The organism is Streptomyces sp. NPDC002926 (genome assembly GCF_053591755.1).
Genome location: NZ_JBSFUK010000009.1, coordinates 30,234 through 49,931, shown reverse-complemented (window position 1 = coordinate 49,931; position 19,698 = coordinate 30,234). Strand labels below are relative to the sequence as shown.

Annotated in this window: 18 protein-coding genes and 1 pseudogene; 9 read left to right on the top strand and 10 right to left on the bottom strand. The window is 70.3% G+C overall.

Annotated features, from left to right (window positions below; translation table 11 throughout):
* Nucleotides 1-153: 153 nt before the first annotated feature.
* On the top strand, nucleotides 154-1,254 hold the full coding sequence (locus ACWDZ6_RS17165; RefSeq protein ID WP_451503507.1) for a mechanosensitive ion channel family protein: 1,101 nt from the start codon (nucleotides 154-156) through the stop codon (nucleotides 1,252-1,254).
* A 176-nt stretch (nucleotides 1,255-1,430) separates the two neighbouring features.
* Here the strand turns inward: ACWDZ6_RS17165 and ACWDZ6_RS17160 are convergent, their stop codons facing one another.
* Nucleotides 1,431-1,808, bottom strand: coding sequence for an SRPBCC family protein (locus tag ACWDZ6_RS17160; RefSeq protein WP_451503506.1), 378 nt, complete (start codon nucleotides 1,806-1,808; stop codon nucleotides 1,431-1,433).
* Between the two features lie 86 nt (nucleotides 1,809-1,894).
* Nucleotides 1,895-2,095: pseudogene (locus tag ACWDZ6_RS17155) on the bottom strand (ArsR/SmtB family transcription factor); the annotation flags it as partial.
* A 410-nt stretch (nucleotides 2,096-2,505) separates the two neighbouring features.
* Here ACWDZ6_RS17155 and ACWDZ6_RS17150 point away from each other — a divergent pair.
* The 5 genes from ACWDZ6_RS17150 to ACWDZ6_RS17130 are packed head-to-tail and all read left to right on the top strand — an operon-like array spanning nucleotide 2,506 to nucleotide 6,661.
* On the top strand, nucleotides 2,506-3,894 hold the full coding sequence (locus tag ACWDZ6_RS17150; protein ID WP_451503505.1) for an ATP-binding protein: 1,389 nt from the start codon (nucleotides 2,506-2,508) through the stop codon (nucleotides 3,892-3,894).
* Entirely contained in the window at nucleotides 3,891-4,325 is a 435-nt protein-coding gene (locus tag ACWDZ6_RS17145) for a roadblock/LC7 domain-containing protein (RefSeq protein WP_351445778.1), read from the top strand. The genes ACWDZ6_RS17150 and ACWDZ6_RS17145 overlap by 4 nt, the downstream gene beginning before the upstream one ends.
* The gene (locus ACWDZ6_RS17140) at nucleotides 4,322-4,684 is read left to right on the top strand and encodes a DUF742 domain-containing protein (RefSeq protein WP_451503504.1); all 363 of its coding nucleotides are present in this window, start codon (nucleotides 4,322-4,324) and stop codon (nucleotides 4,682-4,684) included. Before ACWDZ6_RS17145 ends, ACWDZ6_RS17140 begins: the two co-directional genes overlap by 4 nt.
* Nucleotides 4,662-5,261 carry a GTP-binding protein gene (locus ACWDZ6_RS17135; RefSeq protein WP_451503503.1) on the top strand — a complete coding sequence of 200 codons (600 nt, stop codon included), beginning with the start codon at nucleotides 4,662-4,664 and terminating at the stop codon, nucleotides 5,259-5,261. Before ACWDZ6_RS17140 ends, ACWDZ6_RS17135 begins: the two co-directional genes overlap by 23 nt.
* Nucleotides 5,258-6,661, top strand: coding sequence for a cytochrome P450 (locus tag ACWDZ6_RS17130; protein WP_451503502.1), 1,404 nt, complete (start codon nucleotides 5,258-5,260; stop codon nucleotides 6,659-6,661). Before ACWDZ6_RS17135 ends, ACWDZ6_RS17130 begins: the two co-directional genes overlap by 4 nt.
* Before the next feature lie 155 nt (nucleotides 6,662-6,816).
* Here ACWDZ6_RS17130 and ACWDZ6_RS17125 read toward each other — a convergent pair whose 3' ends face one another.
* Nucleotides 6,817-7,782: a pirin family protein gene (locus ACWDZ6_RS17125; RefSeq protein ID WP_451503501.1), complete on the bottom strand. Its 966-nt coding sequence runs from the start codon at nucleotides 7,780-7,782 to the stop codon at nucleotides 6,817-6,819.
* 133 nt (nucleotides 7,783-7,915) lie between these two features.
* Here ACWDZ6_RS17125 and ACWDZ6_RS17120 point away from each other — a divergent pair, with 133 nt between their 5' ends.
* Nucleotides 7,916-8,275, top strand: coding sequence for a tetratricopeptide repeat protein (locus ACWDZ6_RS17120; protein WP_451503500.1), 360 nt, complete (start codon nucleotides 7,916-7,918; stop codon nucleotides 8,273-8,275).
* Between the two features lie 10 nt (nucleotides 8,276-8,285).
* Here ACWDZ6_RS17120 and ACWDZ6_RS17115 read toward each other — a convergent pair whose 3' ends face one another.
* Genes ACWDZ6_RS17115 through ACWDZ6_RS17095 form a run of 5 tightly spaced genes read right to left on the bottom strand, consistent with a single transcriptional unit; the run spans nucleotide 8,286 to nucleotide 15,233 of the window.
* Nucleotides 8,286-9,224 carry an AEC family transporter gene (locus ACWDZ6_RS17115; protein ID WP_451503499.1) on the bottom strand — a complete coding sequence of 313 codons (939 nt, stop codon included), beginning with the start codon at nucleotides 9,222-9,224 and terminating at the stop codon, nucleotides 8,286-8,288.
* Nucleotides 9,225-9,262: 38 nt separating this feature from the next.
* Nucleotides 9,263-10,468, bottom strand: coding sequence for a type III PLP-dependent enzyme (locus ACWDZ6_RS17110; RefSeq protein WP_451503498.1), 1,206 nt, complete (start codon nucleotides 10,466-10,468; stop codon nucleotides 9,263-9,265).
* Nucleotides 10,465-12,210, bottom strand: a complete 1,746-nt coding sequence (locus ACWDZ6_RS17105) for an IucA/IucC family protein (RefSeq protein WP_451503497.1) — start codon at nucleotides 12,208-12,210, stop codon at nucleotides 10,465-10,467. The genes ACWDZ6_RS17110 and ACWDZ6_RS17105 overlap by 4 nt, the downstream gene beginning before the upstream one ends.
* Before the next feature lie 57 nt (nucleotides 12,211-12,267).
* Nucleotides 12,268-14,043, bottom strand: a complete 1,776-nt coding sequence (locus ACWDZ6_RS17100) for an IucA/IucC family protein (RefSeq protein ID WP_451503496.1) — start codon at nucleotides 14,041-14,043, stop codon at nucleotides 12,268-12,270.
* Nucleotides 14,040-15,233 (bottom strand): ATP-grasp domain-containing protein, encoded by a 1,194-nt coding sequence (locus tag ACWDZ6_RS17095; protein WP_451503495.1) that lies wholly within the window; start codon nucleotides 15,231-15,233, stop codon nucleotides 14,040-14,042. Before ACWDZ6_RS17095 ends, ACWDZ6_RS17100 begins: the two co-directional genes overlap by 4 nt.
* Nucleotides 15,234-15,459: 226 nt before the next feature.
* On the opposite strand from ACWDZ6_RS17095, the gene ACWDZ6_RS17090 reads away from it, so the two are divergent.
* Nucleotides 15,460-16,347, top strand: a complete 888-nt coding sequence (locus ACWDZ6_RS17090) for a (2Fe-2S)-binding protein (RefSeq protein ID WP_451503494.1) — start codon at nucleotides 15,460-15,462, stop codon at nucleotides 16,345-16,347.
* A 122-nt stretch (nucleotides 16,348-16,469) separates the two neighbouring features.
* On the opposite strand, the gene ACWDZ6_RS17085 is transcribed toward ACWDZ6_RS17090, so the two are convergent.
* Nucleotides 16,470-17,900: a dihydrolipoyl dehydrogenase family protein gene (locus ACWDZ6_RS17085; RefSeq protein ID WP_451503493.1), complete on the bottom strand. Its 1,431-nt coding sequence runs from the start codon at nucleotides 17,898-17,900 to the stop codon at nucleotides 16,470-16,472.
* A 116-nt stretch (nucleotides 17,901-18,016) separates the two neighbouring features.
* On the opposite strand from ACWDZ6_RS17085, the gene trxA reads away from it, so the two are divergent.
* Nucleotides 18,017-18,412, top strand: a complete 396-nt coding sequence (gene trxA, locus ACWDZ6_RS17080) for a thioredoxin (RefSeq protein WP_451503492.1) — start codon at nucleotides 18,017-18,019, stop codon at nucleotides 18,410-18,412.
* Nucleotides 18,413-18,423: 11 nt separating this feature from the next.
* Here trxA and ACWDZ6_RS17075 read toward each other — a convergent pair whose 3' ends face one another.
* Nucleotides 18,424-19,608, bottom strand: a complete 1,185-nt coding sequence (locus tag ACWDZ6_RS17075; RefSeq protein ID WP_366729716.1) for a thiolase family protein — start codon at nucleotides 19,606-19,608, stop codon at nucleotides 18,424-18,426.
* Nucleotides 19,609-19,698: the final 90 nt, after the last annotated feature.

Genomic DNA, 19,698 nt, shown 5'->3' with positions numbered 1-19,698 from the left:
ACAGGTCGCGCCGAGCGGACTCCGTTCCGCCCGACGCGACCGCACAACCGCCCTCCCAGACTGCACAGGTGGCATGGTGACGACACATCACATCCGGCTCACAGCGGCAATCCCCGCCGTCCGCGCTCTTCCCCGCGCAACGGGAGGGAAGCGGTGAACCGGGACCTCACGCTGCACGACGTGATCGTCGCCGGAATCGCGGTGGCGGCAGGCATCGCGGCCGCCCTGCTGCTGCTCGTGATCCTCAAATGGCTCGGCGAACGGGCCGGCAGAACGCGTTGGAGCGGCGACGACATCCTTGTTGACGCGCTGCGGGCACTGGCCCCCTGGGCAGCGATCACCGGCGGGCTGGCGATCGCGGCGTCGGTGCTGCCGCTGAACGCCAGGGTCGGACGCAACGTCACCATGACGCTCACCGCCGTGCTCATCATGGCCGCGACCCTCACCGCCGCGAGGATTGTCGCCGGGATGGTGCAGGCCGTGGCGCAGTCCAGATCCGGTGTCGCCGGATCGGCCACCATATTCGTGAACATCACGCGCGTCGTGGTGCTGGCAATGGGCTTCCTCGTCGTACTGGAGACCCTGGGCGTCTCGATCGCCCCGCTGCTCACCGCGCTGGGCGTGGGAGGCCTGGCAGTCGCCCTGGCCCTGCAGGACACTCTTGCCAACCTCTTCGCAGGTGTGCACATCCTCGCTTCCAGAACGGTGCAGCCCGGTGACTACATCAGGCTCAGCAGCGGCGAGGAGGGCTACGTCGTCGACATCAACTGGCGCAACACCGTGGTGCGCCAGCTCTCCAGCAACCTCGTGATCATCCCCAACACGAAGCTGTCCGGCACCAACATGACCAACTTCCACCGGCCGGACCAGCAGATGACGCTCAACGTGCAGGTGGGAGTCGGCTACGACAGCGACCTCGACCACGTCGAGCGGGTCACCACCGAGGTTGTCGAGAGCGTGATGGCGGACATCGTCGGCGCACTGCCCGACCATGAACCGGCGGTCCGTTTCCACACGTTCGGCGACTCCAGGATCAACTTCACGGTGATCCTCGGGGTCGGCGAGTTCAGTGACCAGTACCGGATCAAGCACGAGTTCATCAAGCGGCTGCACCGGCGATACCGTGCCGAGGGCATCAGCATTCCCGCTCCGACGCGGACCATTGCCGTGCAGCAGGGAGAGCTGCCGATCCCCCACCGGCGCTCCGCCGAGGAGCCGATGGCCGCACCGACGTATCGGGTTCCCGTGGTGTGAGGACGGCGGGCTCCACCGGCCGGGGCGGCACTTTCACACCGCTCCGGCCCATGGGCATCGCGACGCGAGGTCACGCGGCTTCGGTGAACCTCCGCACGTCGTGGAGCTGGTGGGCCACCACCCGAAGACAGGATGAGGCAACCAACCACGGTGGTATCAGCGCCCGTTGGCGCAGGTCACATCCAGTCGTCGGGACCCGGATCCCCGCCCGCCCCGAGTGTCGCGAGCCGCTCCACGTAGTGCACCCAGCCCTCCCTGTGCGCGGCGCACGCCTCCGGGGAGGGCAGGCCACGGTGGATCAGGCGCAGCAGGGTGCCGTCGGCGACCGGTTCCAGGGTGATTTCCACCGTTGTCGAGCCGGGCGGTACGGCCAGGTCGCCGCCCTCCCAGCCCCAGGTGGAGGCCAGGCGTTCGGGTGGGGCGATCCCGAGGAAGCGGCCGGAGGCGATGTGCTCGCCGGTGACTCTGGTGCGGTAGGCGCCGTCACGGGTGAAGTCGCCGTCCCGGCCCATCCAGGACAGCCACTTCTCCCGGTCGGTGAAGAAGGAGAACACGGTCTCGCCGCCAGTTCGGCGAGAGCGTCGATCTTGGTGGCCCACATGGACTGCAGGTAGTCGGCGAGCGGGCCCATGCCCTCACGGTCGGCCCGGTAGAAGCGTTTCTTGCCGTCCTGGCGCAGCGTAACCAGACCGGAGTCCCTGAGCACCTTGAGATGCTGCGAGACCGCTCCGAAGGTGACGTCGAACCGCTCGGCGATCTCACCCGCGGACAGCTCTGCGTCCCGGACCGGGCGAAGAATCTCGCGCCGTCTGGGCTCGGCGACCGCCCGTACCGCATCCATGGACTCACGGCGCGGACGCCCACAGCGCCGGAACTCGTACCGGACCCTCCCGAGCCCACCGTGCCCGCCCCCGCGGGCCGATGTGCCCGGGGGTGCCTTGGGCACTGAAATCGCTGCTGAAACACCACCCCAAGTCTCGAAAGTCTCCGACATACCGAGCGTAACGGACAGTTACCAGGTGGTAGCGCCTTGTCGAACTCCATTTGTTCCCGTGCAGAGCTTGAAGCCTCCCGTCGGACCTAGGATGATCAGGCACTCCAACGCCCCTTGGTGGACGTGGGTGATCCCTGGCATCACCAACGCCACGGTGCCGCGTCCGGCCCGGGCCGATCGAAATCCGATGGGTCCTCAGAGCCGGTTTCTGCGTGTCCCGCTTCCTCCGGGCCTGCCGCCCCCTTCATGAGGACCTGATGACACAACACATACCGGAGGCGGCGTTCTGGTGCCTTGTCGCGGTCACGCTCGCCGGAGCGTTGCTGCTGGTACGCCAGCACCGGATCGCCGCCACCCTGCGCCGTAGGCTGACGCTCAACGAAGCCGGCCTGCTCGCCCGTGAAGAGGAGGCCCGGCACCTCGCCGAAGTCCGGCTTCCCGCTCTGGTCGAGGCACCTCAGGGCACCGCACTCGTGCCCGGACCGGTCGACGGCGATCTCGCCGGAACGACATACGGCAAGAACCTGCTGAAGATCGTCGAGCAGTTCACCGGGGTCGCCGAAACCGCACAGTCCCGGGCGGACAAGTCGGCGAGGGCGACGCTGAAGGCGACGATGCGCGCCTTGCAGGCCTTGGCCAACGAGCAGCAGCTGTCGATCTCGAACATGCAGGACCGGCACGACGACCCCGATGTGCTCCAGGATCTCCTGGAGATCGACCACGCCAACTCGCAGTTCGGCCGGAGGGCACAGGCCATCGCCGTGCTCTGCGGCTCATGGCCCGGACGGCAGCGGGACGCGTCACCGCTGCTCGACGTCGTACGCGGTGCCACGTCGAGGATCCGGGACTATCGACGCGTCAAGCTGCACTCCCGGGTCGACATGGACGTGGTGAGCCGAGCCGTCGAGCCGGTCGTCCTCGCGGTTGCCGAGCTGCTGGACAACGCGGCGCGGCACTCCCAGCCCAACACCAGTGTCGAGGTCGGCATCCAGCCCGCCCACAACGGCGTCAGCATCGTCGTCGACGACGCCGGCGTCGGCATGGACGCGCGCGAGACCGAGGAAGCCGCGCGGCGCCTGTCCGGCCGGGAGGACATCGACATCAACCGGCTCGGCGACCCGCCGCAGTTCGGGTTCGCTGTCATCGGCGTACTCGCCGCCCGGTACGGCTTCCGTGTCTCGGTCGACACGGTGTCTCCGTACGGCGGTGTGCGGGCCGTGCTCTTTCTCCCCAACCCGCTCCTCAACCGGGTGCGTTTCAAGGGCCCGCCGATCCCCCTGCTGGGGGCCGGGACGCCGCCCGCCCCGGAGCCGGCCTCCCCCGGTGTGCCCGAGGCCGAAACCGTCGGGGACGCAGCGGTCCGGACCGGTGCCGCCGAGGCACCTGCCCTCCCCCCGGCGGCCGCCGAATCGTCGCCCTTCCCCGAAGCGGAGGCAGCACCGTCGTCCACCGCGGGAGGCCTGCCCAAGCGCCGCCGACGTACGGCGCAGCACCAGGCATCCGGCGACCCCGAGGCCCCGGCCCGCTCCGATCCCGCGTTGGTCCGCCCCGCCGCCGAGACCGCCTCCCGTATGAGCGCGTTCGCCCGCGGCACCCGCTCCGGCCGCGACACCTCCCCCGACAGCGAAGGGAATACCCAGGAATGACCGGCCATTTGACCAACGAGCTCGGATGGATGCTCGATGAGGTCCTGAAGGTCCCGGAAGCCCGCCACGCGATCCTGCTCTCTGCGGACGGCATGCTCCGCGCCCACTCCCAGGGCATCAAGCGCGACGAGGCGGAACGGCAGGCCGCGGCGTTGTCCGGACTGCAGTCGATCAGCCGTAGTACCGCCGAGTTCTGCGCACAGGAGACTACGCCGTGGCAGCAGACACTGGTCGAGTTCGTCGACGGGTACGTCTTTCTGGTGGCCGCCGGCACCGGCGCCTATCTGGCGGTCTCCGCCGGCCAGGACGTCGATATGGAAGCCGTCACCTACAGCATGCACAAGCTCGTCGACCGGCTGGGCAAGGAGCTGACCAGTCCGCCCCGGCGGAACTCCGTACCCGGCGGGCCAGACGACTCCGGTACGGCATGACCCCGCCACGCCCCCGGCGTGACAAAGGACTCGTAAGGCCGTACGTCGTCACGGAGGGCCGCGCCCATCCGACGCGCAACACACTGGACCTCGTCACGCTGGTGACCGCTGGGAACAACCGTCCTCTGAACGAGCTGAGCCCGGAGAAACGCGTTGTCATGGAACTGTGCCGAGGAGGAGCGCTGTCGGTCGCCGAAGTGGCCGGCCACCTCAATCTGGCGATGAGCGTCACCAAGGTTCTGCTCAGCGACCTCGTCGACAGCGGTCATGTCACCGTCCGGCCTCCCGTGCCCAAGGCACAACTGCCCGACGCCCAACTCCTGCAGGAGGTGCTGAATGGGCTCCGCTCCCGTTTCTGACCCGGTCTATGTCGCGGACACGGTCACGACCGCCGTCAAGATCCTCGTCGTCGGCCACTTCGCCGTCGGAAAGACCACGTTCGTCGGCACCCTCTCCGAGATCCGGCCGCTGCGCACCGAAGAAACGATGACGCAGGCCGGCGAACTCGTCGACGACCTTGCGGGGATCCCGAACAAGACCACGACGACCGTGGCCATGGACTTCGGCCGCCTCACCCTCAGTGACTCCCTGGTGCTCTATCTCTTCGGCGCCCCCGGGCAGAAGCGCTTCACCCAGCTGTGGAAGGACATGCTGTACGGAGCGCTCGGCGCACTGGTGCTGACGGACACCCGAAGGCTCGACCAGTCCTTCGACATCATGGGTCTGCTGGAAGAGCACGGCTTGCCGTACGCGGTCGCCGTCAACCAGTTCGACGGCGCGCCGCTCTTTCCCGAGGCGGAGATCCGCGAGGCTCTCGACCTGCTCCCGGAAACCCCCATGGTCACATGCGACGCGCGGGAAGCCACGTCCTCCGCGAAAGCGCTGATCTCCCTCATCGAGTACCTCCAGACCCGCACCCATCAGGAGCAAGGATGACGACATCTGGGCCCGCGAGCGACGCGGTACCTCCTCCCGGCTGCCCGGCGCACGCCGGTGCGCGCACGGTTGAGCCGCTGTACGGCCCGGAGTTCGCCGCCGACCCCATGGCGTCGTACACCCGACTGCGCGCCTACGGCTCCGTCGCGCCCGTGGAAATAGCACCCGGCGTACGCGCCAGTCTGGTCACCGGCTACGAGACCGCTCTGGAGGTGCTGCGCAGTCCGGAGCGCTTCTCCAAGGACCCACGCCGATGGCGGGCCCTCGCCGACGGGACGGTGCCGGCGGACAGCCCGGTCGTGCCGATGATGATGTACCGGCCGAACGCCCTGTGGACCGACGGGGACGAGCACAGCCGGCTGCGCGGCGCCATCACCGACAGCCTCGGCCGCGTGGACCCCAACGCGCTGAGGGGCTACGTGGAGCACAGCGCCGACACTCTGATCGACCGGATCGGGCCCAACGGGCGAGCGGATCTGCTCAGCGAGTACGGTGCCGTCCTGCCCCTGCTGGTCTTCAACCAGCTCTTCGGCTGCCCGCCCCGGACCGGGGACAAGCTGGTCGAGGGCATGTCCGGGATCTTCGACGCCGACGCCGACTCCGAGAAGGCGAACGCGGTGCTGACCGAGGGCGTCGCCGAGCTGGTCGCACTCAAGCGGAGTCAGCCGGGGCCGGACGTCACGTCCTGGCTGATGGCCCATCCCGCGCAGCTCACCGACGAGGAGATGATGCATCAACTGGTCGTCCTCATGGGCGCGGGCACCGAGCCCCAGCAGAACCTGATCTGCAACGGGCTGCGGCTGCTGCTGTCCGACGACCGGTTCGGCGGTGATCTCGCAGGCGGCAGCCTGCCCGTCGAGGACGCCATCGACGAGGTGCTGTGGACCGACCCGCCGATCGCGAACTACGCCATCCACTACCCGATCCACGACTTGGAGCTCGACGGAACCCTCGTGTGCGAGGGCGAGCCCATTCTGATCAGCCTGGCCGCCTCGAACACCGACACCGGCCTCGCCGGCGACCGCCGGTCAGGCAACCGCGCGCACCTCGCGTGGAGCGCGGGCCCGCACACCTGTCCGGCGAAAAGCCCCGCCCGGTTGATCGCCGCGGTCGCCCTGGAGAAGCTCCTCGACCGGCTCCCCGACATTGAACTGGCGATTCCCGCAGGGGAGTTGAGGTGGCGACAGGGACCCTTCCACCGAGCTCTGACTGCCCTGCCCGTCCGCTTCCCCCGGATCAGTCCCGCTGAACGGTCTGGAGGCAGCGAAGGGAACACACACCCGGTCCCGTCGCCATCGGTCGCTCCGGCGCCGACATCCGCGGCGGGGGAAATCGGATCCGCGAACATGGCCCGGCGGCGCTGGTGGAGCCCCCTGGCAAGGTGGTGGCATGGGCGATAGGCGCTCGTGCTGAGTTCTCTCACCCACTCGGCCACATCGGTGATCGGGGCGATGCCCGCACGGCTCCGCGGTCACGAGACACCCGCCGAGACCCCCTGGCATCGCCCCACGTTGCCAGGGGGTCCGAGCACGACACCTCATGGCGTGTACGCAGTTCAGCGCACCCTGCCTCGCGGTTTCAGCGCCACCGGCGGCAGTTCGGGAGCAGACAGCCGGTCGCCGTCGTACCCCTTCACCTCGCCGAACCGGAAGCCGGTCATCCAGTCCGAGCGGGCCTGCTCGATCTCCTCGTGCGAACGGCCCACGAAGTTCCACCACATGACGATCTCCTCCTCGAAGGGCTCACCGCCGAGAAGCATCAGACCCGCGTCGGATTCGGCGCGCAGGGGGAGTTCGGTGCGGCCGCAGCCGAGGTAGAGCATCGAACCGGGCAGCACGGGCACCCCGTCGACATGGGCCTCGCCGGACATGGCGAGCACGGCGTACTCGAAGTCGGGGTCAAGCGGCAGGGTCGTCGCGGCGCCCCGGGCGAGCGCCAGGTCGGCGCCGACGAGCGGGGTGTAGGTGGTGCCGGGCGAGACGGCACCGTCGAGCCGACCGAGGATGACGGTGGCGGTCAGACCGGGGCCGCTGACGGTCGGCAGGTCCGTGTGGTGCTGGAAATGCGGCTCGACGTTCCGTTCGGCGCCGGGGAGTGCGACCCAGAGCTGGGCTCCGTGCAGAAACCGGGCGTGCGGCTTGGGGCTTTCCTCGGAGTGGCTGATAGCCCGGCCGGAGGTCATCAGGCCGAGTTCGCGCGGACGGATCGTCGCCAGGCTGCCGGTGCTGTCACGGTGCAGCACCTCGCCCTCGTGGAGCCAGCTCACGGTCTGGAGTCCCATGTGCGGGTGGGGCGGGACCTGCATGCCGGGCTCGTCGGCGATGTCGTCGGGGCCGTAGTGGTCGACGAAGGCCCAGGCTCCCACCATGCGGCGGCCGAGGTTGGGCAGCAGTCTGCGGACCACGGTTGATTCGCCGAGCTGGACGTGGCGCGGGCTGAGGAGTTCGCGAACGGGTTCGGCGACGACGAAGCCACGACCGCCGCAGACGGAGAGGGCGGCCTGACGATCGAGATTGCTCATGGCGCTCAACCTATTCCTGTACGGGCGCGAGCCGTCAGCCCTCCACGCCCGGAAACGATAGTGGAATATTCAACCACCGGCGAATGTTGAGAAGACCGCAGGAAGCAGGCCGAGTCCTTGAGAAGGAGGACAAGTGAACGACACTTACTACGAGTTCGGCACCGCCGCCGAGCGGTGGGACCGCGCACAGCTGTTCTTCGAGGCCAAGGAGTACGTCACGGCGGTCCGCATCCTCGGCGGTCTCGTCGACGAGGCGCCGGAGCAGATCGCGCCGCGGCTGCTGCTCGCCCGTGCCTACTACCACTCCGCGCAGCTGCGCAGGGCCGAGGCCGAGCTGCGCGCCGTACTGGAGCTCAGCCCGGTGGAGCACTACGCGCGGCTGATGCTGGGCCGCACGCTGGAGCGTCAGGGGCGCGCCGATGACGCCGCGCCGCATCTGCGGCTGGCCGCGGCCATGTCCGGGGATCCGGTGCCGGGGACCGACGCCCACTAGCGGTCCCGGGTCAGGCGAGCAGCCAGGCGATCAGCGACAGGGAACCCATGGACAGCAGCGTGGACAGCAGGACAGTGTCCCTGGCGAGGTCGGTGTTGAGCCGGTACTCGGACGCGAAGATGAACGCGTTCTGTGCCGTCGGCAGGCCCGCGCACAGCACCACCGCGAACAGCTCGTGCCCACCGAGACCGAACGCCCAACGGGCGAGCGCGTAGGCGAGCACGGGCTGGACCGCGATCTTGAGCGCGACCAGCACGCGCCGTTCGGTACGGCCTGCCGCGTCGGGCCGCGTCGCCGGTGCGTTGAGAGACATGCCGAGTGCGAACAGGGCGGCGGGCACGGCCGCGCCGCCGAGCATCTGGACCGGCGCGGTCACCCCGGCCGGCAGTCGCCAGCCGAGGGCCGCGACAGTCACCCCGGCGGCGGACGCCGCGATGATGGGGTTGCGCACAGGCAGCTGCAGGATGCGGCCCCATCGGTCGCGCGCCCCGCGCCGTACGTCGAGATCTATGAGGACCAGGATCAGTGGCGTGATGAACAGCGTCTGGAACAGCGCCGCGGCGATGAAGAACGAGGCGTCGTTCAGGACATGCACGGCCACGGGGATGCCCAGATTGGCCGAGTTGACATAGGCCCCCGCCATCGCGCCTATGGCACGGTCGGCCTGGCGCCGCCGGAACACCCACCGGCCGAGCACCAGGCCGAGCGCGAAGACGATGAGCAGGCTGGCGGCGAACACCACCACACCCGGACCGGCGAGATCGGACACCCGCGCCCTGGAGAGTGTCAGGAACAGCAGCGCCGGCATGGCGAACGCGAAGGCGAACCGCCCCAGCACGTGCTGCGCCTGAGCGCCGAGCACATCGAACCGGCCGGCGGCCCAACCGACGGCGGTGATCGCCCAGATGGGCAGGAAGCCGGAGAGCACGGTCACCCGGCCAGCATGCATGATCGCGATCATCGTGCCGCGGCCGCCCCCGGCGGCGCTCAGGCATCCAGGAAGTGGAAGCCCGGCCGTGGATGCATCAGGAAGTCGTGGTGCGAGATGTTCCACGCGTACGCCCCGGCCAGCGCGAACACCACACGGTCACCGGCCCGAAGCCCCGCCGCCGGTACCCGGCGGGCCAGGACGTCCTTGGGCGTGCAGAGCTGGCCGGCCAGAGTGACCAGCTCCTGCCGGGCCGCGGCCCGCGGCCAGGGGTGCGGCCAGTCGTCCACCGAAAGCACCGCGCAGGGCTGGTCGTGGCCCTTCGTCGCCGGGGTACGCAGATGGTGTGTGCCGCCCCGGACGACCGCGAACTCCTCGCCGTGGCTCGGCTTCACGTCGAGCACCTCGGTGGCGTACCAGCCGCAGTACGCGGTCAGCGCGCGGCCCGGCTCGATGCGCAGCGTCAGGCCGGGGTGGGCGGCGGTGAGGCGGGCGAGGCCCGCGCCGTAGGCCGCCCAGTCGAATCGGGCGTCGGGGTCGGTGTAGTCGACGGTCATGCCGCCGCCGACGTTCACCTCGCGCAGGTCGATGCGGTGGCGGGCGGCGAGGTTCGTGGCCCAGGTCACGATGGACTCGGCGGCGGCGAGCTGCTGCGGGGCCTGAAGGCCGCTGGCCAGGTGGGCGTGGATGCCGAGCAGCTCGAGGTGTGGGCAGCTGCCGTCGGTGAGGAGGCGGACCGCGTCGTCCGCCTGGGACGGGTCGAGACCGAACGGCGTCGGCCGGCCGCCCATGGACAGGGCGCTTGCCTCCAACGAACCGCCGGCCAGCGGAAGGTTGAAGCGCAGCAGGACTCGGACGGGCACGTCACAAGCCCGCCGGGAAGCGAGCTCCGCCAGCATGCGGAGCTCGTACGCGCTCTCGACATGGAAGCGTTCCACGCCCATGTCCAGCGCCGCGACGATCTCGGCAGGCGTCTTCCCCGGGCCGCCGAAGGCCAGCCGACGCCCCGGAACAGCCTTGGCGACATGGGCGAGTTCGCCGCCCGACGAGACCTCATAGCCGTCCACATACGGGCCGAGTGCGGCCAGGATCTCCGGTTCCGGGTTGGCCTTGGCGGCGTAGTACAGCTCGACCCGACCGGGCAGCGCCGACCGGATGGACGCGGCATGCTCGCGCAAGGCGCCGAGGTCGTACAGATAGGCGGGCAGACTCTGGGCCGGGAGCGACAGGGCCCGGTCGCGCACCGGTTCGGTGGGGGCGGTCATCGGGCACTCCGGACGTCGTCGGTGCGGGCCGCTCTGGACAACACGTCCTCGGCGAACGGGGAAGGAAGACGGACATAGCCCGCCTCGCGGTCGGCCGTGCGCTCCCAGCGGGTGAGCAGATTGGCCTTGGCGGGCAGTGGCGCGCCGGCCAGCAGGGCGCCGAGGCGGGCCGGGCAGCCGTGCTCGTCCGCGTACTCCTGGAGCGCCCGGCGGACCTGGGCCCACAGCTCGGGTTCGGTGTGCGGGTGCAGATCGGCGAGCGCGGCGAGCATGTCGGATACGTGATTCACCACGAGGCAGTAGACGACTCGGTCCCAGCCGCGCTCGGCGTCGTACGTCAGCGGGCCCGCGACCTCGGGCGGCAGCGCGGCGAGGGTCTCGGCGTGGTGCTCGGGGAGGAGTTTGGTGCCTTCCAGATCACGGAAGAGCACCTTGGCGGGTCTGCCGTCGGCGTCGACGCAGACGACGACGTTCTGAAGATGCGGTTCGAGGACGAGACCGTGGTCGAAGTAGGCGGCCAGGACGGGCGGGAGGAGCAGCGCCAGGTAGTCCCGCCACCATCTCAGGGCGCTGCCGGGGTCCGAGTCCGCAAGAAGCCGGGAGACCTGGGCGGGGCCCGTGGGGTACTCGTCGGCGATGGCGGCCGCCAGCAGAGGTGTCGTGCCGGGCCGGAGATGGCCGTCGAGCCCTTCGCGGACGATCACGCCGAAGCCTTCGAGGAGAGTGAGGTCGGGCCGGCCGTCCGGGCCGGGGATGGCGAGGCTGCGGTAGGCGGGCTCGCGGAGCACGCCGCTGCCGGGGAAGCGGGTGGCCAGCTCCGCGAGGGCCGGTCCGAGCAGGCGGGTGAGGGCAACCGCGCCTGCCAGTTCGTAACTGGCGTTCTTGCGCAGGCAGTTGGTGATGCGGACGTTGAGGCTGAACTTCAGGAAGGTCTCGCCGTCGTACAGGGTGCGCACGGACGCGGTGGCGGTGAACAGGCTTCGGCCGCGTCCCAGGTCGAGGATGTCGCGCCGGGCGATGGCCGCCCGCAGCGACGGGTGCCCGTGGAGCAGTTCGTACTGCCAGGGGTGTGCGGGCAGCAACCGGTATCCCTCGGGCACCGGGTGCAACCGGTCCAGCGGGTCGGTGGCGCCTGGTTCGGCCGCCTCCTGGACGGTCAGATGCTCACGTACGGCGAGCATGAGGAGGGGGAAGGCCGCCGCGGCTTCAGGGGCGTAGGCGGACCAGAGGGCCGGGTCGCCGCTGCGGGCCTTCGGGGTGGGGTGGAAGCGGTGGCCGAGTCTGAGGGACTGCTCGGACGCCAGGTAGGTGGCGAGCCGGCCACCGTCGAGGGCGGGACGCGGCGCGGCCAGGGCGGCACGGACGCCCTGATGGCTCGCGTCGACCTGGGCCAGGAATTCGTCGTTGCGCGCGCCGGTACGGAGCGTGAGCTCGGCATGCGTGTACTCGGCGAGGCGGCGCCAGCCGAGCTCGGACCAGCCGGTGCGGGTCTGTTCGGCGACCGGGCCCATGAAGCGGTGCGCTCCGATGAGGGACGTACGGCGCAGGGCCACCCTCAGCAGCACCCCGCGGCGTCGCAGGCGCAGCAGCAGATGGCCGTCGATGACGGCCGTCTCGTGCTCGGGGCCGCAGACCTCGCGGAGAAGACAGTTGAGGAGGGTGTGGGCCACGGCGTCGTCGGCGCCGGGCAGCCCGGTCCGGGCGGCGGGATGGGGGGCGGCAGTGCCCATCGGCAGTGACATCAATGGCTCCGGCGGATGCGGCGGGCGGCAGGTGTGTTGTGTGCCGGGCATCGCCCCTCACACCTCCCGCAACAGGTAGTTGGGACCGGTGGTGTAGTGCTTGTTGATGTCGGACGCCCCCGAGCGCTCCTTGGTGAGCAGCGTGCCCGCGGTCACCATCGCCTTGACCGGCAGGCGCGCCGCGTCCAGGACGTGTTCGCGCAGTACGGCGCCGGGCTGTCCCGGCCGGGTCCCGAGCCGCGCCACGGCCTCACCGAGCCGGTCGCGTACGAGACTCAGCAGCCGGTCGAGCGGGGCGCGGCCATGGCGGGCGAGTCCGAAGGCATACGCCCCCGCGCAGAGATGGACCGTGATGGTGGTGAACAGATCGACGACCGGCGCGTCCTTGTCACCGAAGATCCGCGTGTCGTCGAACTCGGACGGATCGGGCGCGTCCGCGCCGAGGGCGGCGCGCATCCGGACGGTGTTGATGCGCGGTCCGTCGTTGTCCTTGAGCAGCAGTCTGAGCCGGGTGCGGCCCTCGTGCTCGTCCAGCACCAGCGAGATGTTCTGCTGGTGGGACTCCAGGGCGATCCCGTACCCGAAGAGCGTTGTCTGCCAGTCGAAGAGCAGGCTGAGTACGTCGTCGAGAAGGGCGAGTGGCAGGCCGCCGTGGAAACGGTCGGCGAGATGGTCGATCAGCAGCCGCCCGCCGGGGGCTTCGCTCAGCAGGGCCGCCATCGGCACGACGACCGCGTCGTCCAGACCGGCCGGCCAGCGCCGGACCAGTACCGCGAGGAGTTCATGACCGGCGTGGGCGAACCGGCTCTCGTCGGCGAGCAGGATGCGGTCCCGGAAGCGGGGCTCGCGAGCGATCACGGTCTGCAGCAGGCGCTGTACCGCCGCGCCGTCGACGAGTGTGCCGGGCTTGATCGTGCGGCGGTTGCGCATGCCCAACGTGGCTGTGTCCAGGGGAAGTTTGAGATGGGTGCGGGGATGGTCAACCAGGGCCACGGTCCGCATCGACAGGGTCGGCAGGGCCTGAAGGTACGGACGCTCGGACAGCACCGCCCTGCTGTCGAGTCCGGTGGCGCGCAGTGCCTGCCGCAGCGGTTCGCCCACGGTCAGCGGATGGACAGGGAGGGCGACGTGGCTGTCGTCGAGGTCCGGCAGACCGAGCGCCGAAGGTGTGGGCCATGGGCCGGCCGGGTCAGCGCCGCCGCCGTTCACGCCTTGTGCGGTGACCGCGTCCTTGGGGAGGGTGATCCAACGCAGGGCGAATCGGGGGTGGAACTCCGGTGCGTACGCGTGCAGTTGTGGCGCCTCGAGTCCCAGGCGGCCACGCGCCGTGGGGTAGACGGGGTGGTCGAGGCGGGCGGCGAGGGTGTCGTGGGCGAGTCCGCCCGCCAGTCCGGTCCAGTCCGCGGGATCGTTCCCGTACCGGGCGCCGAGCATCGCGATGACCTCGTGGTGCGTGACGGCGTGCAGCCGCAGGGTGGCGAGCGTCCGGCGGCATTCGTCGGCGAGGGCGTCGTAACCGTCACGGTCCACGGGATCGGCGAGCGTGCCGAGGGCGGCCAGGATGCCGTCGGCGGTGCTCAGTTCCACGCCGTCGGACTCCCGGCGCAGCAGGGGCAGCCGGGCGCCGGTCTCGTACTGGAATCCGTCCTCACGAATGGGCAGCTCGAGCGCGTCCCCGTCCGCGGTCTCCAGACGCAGCCAGGCCCCGTCCGGGTGCTCCAGCGCGGTGGAGCGGCTGCGCAGGCCGACGACGTCCTCGCGCAGCAGGGCGCTGAGCAGACGAAGGAGGAGTTCCCTCTCGGCCGGGCCGGCGACTGTGTTCGTCACCGTCACGGGGTGATCTCCCAGCGGTGGGCGGAGACGAAGTCGGTCACGGCGCGGTCCACGGTCTTCTGATCGCCGCCGATGGCCCGGACGACGCCGAGGAGATCGCGGTTGGTGCGGTGGAGCTCGTGCCGTTCACCGGTCCGGCGCAGCGGCCGGTAGGTCAACTGTACGTCGCCGATCCTCAGTTCGGTCGCGGCGGGTGCGGCCGTGAGTGTTCCGGAGCGCTGGGCGCACGGGTAGTCGAGCCGCGCCGCGCCACCGGTCCGTGCCCCCAGGTCCGCCGGCAGCGGCACGCCCAGATGCGTACGGAGGATGTGCTCGAAGAGCGGTATGTCCAGCAGCCGGGCGAGGAGCAGGTCGCACTGATCCCCGATGGCGCGGTAGTTGACCTCGATGATGCGCGCGCGTCCTTCGTGCATCACGAACTCGGTGTGGCAGGCGCCGAATCCGACGCCGAGTGCGTCCAGCTGGGCAAGGACCTGCGCGACGACGGGCTCCGGGTGGGCCGGAACGTAGGTCAAGCGCTCCTCTATGAAGTACGGCGGTGGGGACAGCTCGGTATGGAAGCCGCCCAGCACATGAAGGACACGGCCGTCGCCGAGTGTCTCCAGGGTGTACAGCTCGCCGGGCAGGTACTCCTCCACCACCAGGGCTGCTCCCGGCCGGTGTTCCCGGATCTCCTTGCACCGCAGCACAAGGTCTCCAGGCCCCTCGACCAGGACGACGTCCTCGCTGGCCACACCCTCGCGCGGCTTGATGACGCACGGGTACGGCAGATCGAGGGCGGCCAGGGCGGTGACCGGGTCCTGTCCGGCGGCGAGTTCCACCGACCGGACCGTGTCCTGGCCGGTTGCGGCGAGGCGGCGGCGCATCTCCGCCTTGTCCTTGGTGCGCAGCGCGGCCTGCCAGCTCTTGGCGGGGAGGCCGAAGTAGTCGGCGGTCAGGGCGGTCTGGGTTTGCAGATGGTCGCTGTTGCTGAAGACGGCGTCCGGCGGGCGGTGGGCCGAGATCCGGGTGATGACCGCGCGGAAGTCGCGCACGTCGCACTCGAGGAGCTCGGTGTCCGGGTAGGCGGTCCGGTGCGCCTCGGGCTGGTCGGTGAGCAGGGTGATGTCGAGGCCGAGCCGGCGGGCGGCGGGGAGGAATCCCTCGGTGACCGAGTCGGTCGGGTTGAGGGCAAGCAGGTACAGCTGCATGAGGGGATCACTTCCGCGCACAAGGTGGGACCGGCCGAGAAGGTGACCCATTCTTCCGGGACACGACGGAGAGCCTAAGTTAGGCATACCTAACTCTGTCAATTCGTCGCCACGCGCCCCCGGTTCACAGTCAAGCACTTCATTGTGGTTAAGGTGAGCCTTGCCTTATTTCCATGTGGCCTCCCCTGTGATCTCTGTGTCCGCTCTTGGTGTTGAGGAGTACCCCGTGACCCTGGCCCCGGCGTTTCCCCTGGCCGGACCCGCCGTGAGCTGCTCCGCCCTGCTCGCCTCGACCTACCGGGGGCTTACCGCGCTCTGCGAGGCGTTGAGCGTGGACGTCGTATCCCCCTCCTCGCCGGCCGCCCAAGGGTGGGCCGACGGCGCCGAACTGGCGGAGCGTCCGGAATTCCTCGACGCTTTTCTCGACGCCGAGGCTCGGCGTATCCAGGAACGTCACGGACACACGGCTCGGCGGGATGTCACCGCGTCGCGTGCGCTGCACGACTACCTGTGGTCCGTCTGCCTGTTGATGAGCGGCCCTTGGTACCTGGAGCGGCGTGTGCCGCGGATCCGCCCGCGCGACGTCCGGATCAGCCTCACCACCGGAGCGTTCGGCATTGTCCCCGGCGGCTTCGCCTGCCTCCCCGACGACCCGGCGGCCTCTCTCCCCGGGGCCCGGGTACTGGCACACGAGGAAGCGCTGCGGGCGGAGTTGCGCTCCGCGGTCGCCGACCACGTACGGCAGCTGCTCGCCGCGATCGGCCCGCAGGCGCGGCGCGGGCCGCGGGCGCTGTGGGGCATGGTCGGCGACGACCTGGTCTCCGGCATCTGGTACCTCGGCCGCATGCTGGACGAGGAGGAGCGTGCCGTGCGGGCAGCCGGCGAGTTGCTTCCGGGACCCGTGGCGCCGTTCCCCGGCGGCGCCGGCTTCCGTCGGCTGACGGGCCGGGAAGGGCAGTCGTATCCCACCCGGACCCGTGTCGGCTGCTGTCTCTACTACTCGATCCGCCCTGCCGAGGCGTGCGGCACCTGCCCGCGAACCTGCGACACCGAGCGGCTGCGCAGGCTCGAGGGCCACGCACCCGCCCATGCCGGTGCCTCAGTGCCGGTCTGAAGGCCGGTGTCGGTGCCGGTCTGAACGCCGGTCTCGGTGCCGGCGTGTCTCCAGCGGAACGAAGGGCCGTGAACAGCCCGTTCAGGACGTACCGCGCGGTCTTGTCTTGCGGGGCAACGGGCTCAGCCGCGGTACGTCTCCAGCAGCCGCAGCCAGACCTCGCTGATCGTCGGGTACGCGGGTACGGCGTGCCACAGCCGGTCGATCGGTACCTCGCCCGCGACCGCCACCGTCGCCGAGTGCAGCAGCTCCCCGACTCCCGGACCCACGAAGGTGACGCCGAGCAGGATCTCGCGGTCCAGGTCGACGACCATCCGAGCACGGCCGCGGTAGCCGTCGACGTACAGGCCCGCCCCGGCGACCGATGCGATGTCGTAGTCGACGGCGCGTACCCGGTGGCCGGAGGCCTCGGCCTCGGCGTACGAGAGACCCACGGCGGCGGCCTCCGGGTCGGTGAAGACGACCTGCGGGACCGCCGACCGGTCGGCGGTCGCGGCGTGCGCACCCCAGCGGTCCGTCTCCAGCAGCGGAACCTTCCGGGCCCTGGCCTCGATGGCGGCTCCCGCGATACGGGCCTGGTACTTGCCCTGGTGGGTGAGGAGCGCCCGGTGGTTCACATCACCGACCGCGTACAGCCAGTTGCTGCCGTCGACGAGGCAGCTGTCGTCGACGGGCAGCCATGAGCCCGGCTCCAGGCCCACTGTCTCCAGGCCGAGGTCCTCCGTGCGCGGAGCGCGGCCGGTCGCGAAGAGCACCTCGTCGGCCTCGATCCGTTCACCGCCGTCCAGGACGAGGGTGACGGGGCCGGAGCCGTCGGAACGTTCCACGGAGGCGACGGAGGTCCGTGTACGGATCTGGGCGCCGGCCTCGGTCAGCGCGTCGGCCACATGCTCGCCGACGAAGGGTTCCATCCGGGGCAGCAGGCCCCCGCCGCGCACCAGCATGGTGATCCGCGAGCCGAGTGCCTGCCAGGCGGTGGCCATCTCCACTCCGACCACTCCCCCGCCGACGACCGCGAGCCGCGTCGGCACGCGCTGGGCGCTGGTCGCCTCGCGGCTGGTCCAGGCCTTGGCGCCGGCCAGGCCCGGGATGTCGGGCAGGACGGCGCGGCTGCCGGTGGCCACGGCGACGGCATGCCGGGCGGTCAGCACATGGTGCTCGCCCTCGGGACCCTCCACGACGACCTTCTTCGGTCCGTTCAGCCGGCCCTGTCCGCGGTAGAGGCGGGCGCCGATCGAGTCCATCCAGTTGACCTGGCCGTCGTCCTTCCAGTGGGAGGTCTCCTCGTCACGGTGGGCGAGAACGGCTTCCGCGTCGAGCGGTCCCTGTACGGCCTGACGCACGCCCGGGACCTTGCGCGCGTCGGCGCGGGTGATCACCGGGCGCAACAGCGCCTTGCTCGGCATGCACGCCCAGTACGAGCACTCGCCACCGACGAGCTCGCTCTCCACGACCGCGGCACTCAGTCCTGCCGCCCTGACCCGGTCCGCAACGTTCTCCCCGGCGGGGCCGCTGCCCACGACCACAACGTCGTACTCCACAGGTTCAGTCATAGAGCCAGTCTGGTGCCGGGTGTGCCTCCTGGCCACATGGGCAGAGGAGGAATAGCACGGCCCTGGGCATCGTTGTCGGGGCGAGTCCGTCGGACATCAGGAAGAGGTAGCACGTCATGAGCACTGTTGAGCTCACCAAGGAAAACTTCGATCAGGTCGTAACCGACAGCGACTTCATTCTGATCGACTTCTGGGCTTCCTGGTGTGGTCCTTGCCGACAGTTCGCCCCTGTCTACGAAGGTGCTTCGGAGCGCCACACCGACCTGGTGTTCGCGAAGGTCGACACGGAGGCTCAGCAGGAGCTCGCCGCCGCTTTCGAGATCCGCTCCATCCCCACCCTGATGATCGTTCGTGACAATGTCGCGGTCTTCGCCCAGCCCGGCGCGCTGCCCGAGGCCGCACTCGAGGACGTGATCGGCCAGGCGCGCGCGCTGGACATGGACGAGGTCCGCAAGACGATCGAAGAGGCGAAGCCCGCCACTGCCGAGACGGAGCCCTCTGCCGAGGCCTGACAGGGTCCGGCTCAGCGCTCGAGGACCAGGGCGAGACCTTGGCCCACGCCGATGCAGAGGGCGGCGAGGCCGGTTCCGGAACCCGCGGCCGCGAGCTGATGGGCGACGGAGCCGGCCAGTCGCGCGCCAGAGGCGCCCAGCGGGTGGCCGATGGCGATGGCGCCGCCGCGCGGGTTGACCAGGGACGGGTCCAGCTCCGGCCATTCGGCGAGGCAGCCGAGCGACTGGGCGGCGAAGGCCTCGTTCAGCTCAAAGGTGGTCAGGTCGGCGAAGGACGCGCCGGCCTTGGCCAGCGCCCGGTGCACCGCCTCGACCGGGCCGAGGCCGAAGAGCTGCGGCTCGATACCGGTGACGGCGGACGTACGGATCCTGGCGAGCGGCTCGCGGCCGGTCGCGCGCAGCCCCTCCTCGTCGACGAGCAGCAGGGCGGCGGCCCCGTCGTTGAGCGGCGAGGAGTTGCCCGCCGTCACCGCGCCGTCCGCACAGAAGGACGGCTTCAGCCTGGCAAGTGCCTCCATGGACGTGGAGTCGCGGATGCACTCGTCGCGTGCCAGGTCCACTCCGTCGTACGGGACGACCTCACCGTCGTACAGCCCCTTGTCCCAGGCCTCGGCGGCCTTCTGGTGACTGGCGAGCGCGAAGGCGTCCTGCTGTTCGCGGGTGATGCCGTGCTTCCTGGCGACGAGTTCGGCGCTCTCGCCGAGCGGGATGGTCCACTCGGCGGGCATCCGCGGGTTGGTCATACGCCAGCCCAGAGTGGTCGAGTGCAGCTGCTGGTGCCCGGCCGGGAAGGCCCGCTCGGGCTTCTGCAGCACCCAGGGCGCGCGGGACATCGACTCGACGCCGCCCGCGATCGCGATCGACGCGTCGCCGAGCGCGATCGCGCGCGCGGCTTGAATGACGGCCTCCAGGCCCGAGCCGCACAGGCGGTTGACGGTGACACCGGGGACGGAGACGGGCAGCCCGGCGAGGAGGACCGCCATACGCGCGACGTCGCGGTTGTCCTCCCCCGCGCCGTTGGCGTCGCCGAAGACCACATCGTCGATACGGGCCGGGTCCAGCTCCGGGGCACGGTCCACCAGCGCCCTGACGACATGCGCCGCCAGATCGTCGGGACGTACGGAGGAGAGCGCGCCCCCGAACTTGCCGATCGGGGTGCGGACGGCGTCGACTATGTAGACGTCGCGGATGCTCATCGGATGTCTCCCAGTGCCCGGGCTGTTCGGCTATTGCCTGGTGAACGATGGTTCACACATGCCTCGCCCGAGTCTCTGCCGGGTGCTGTC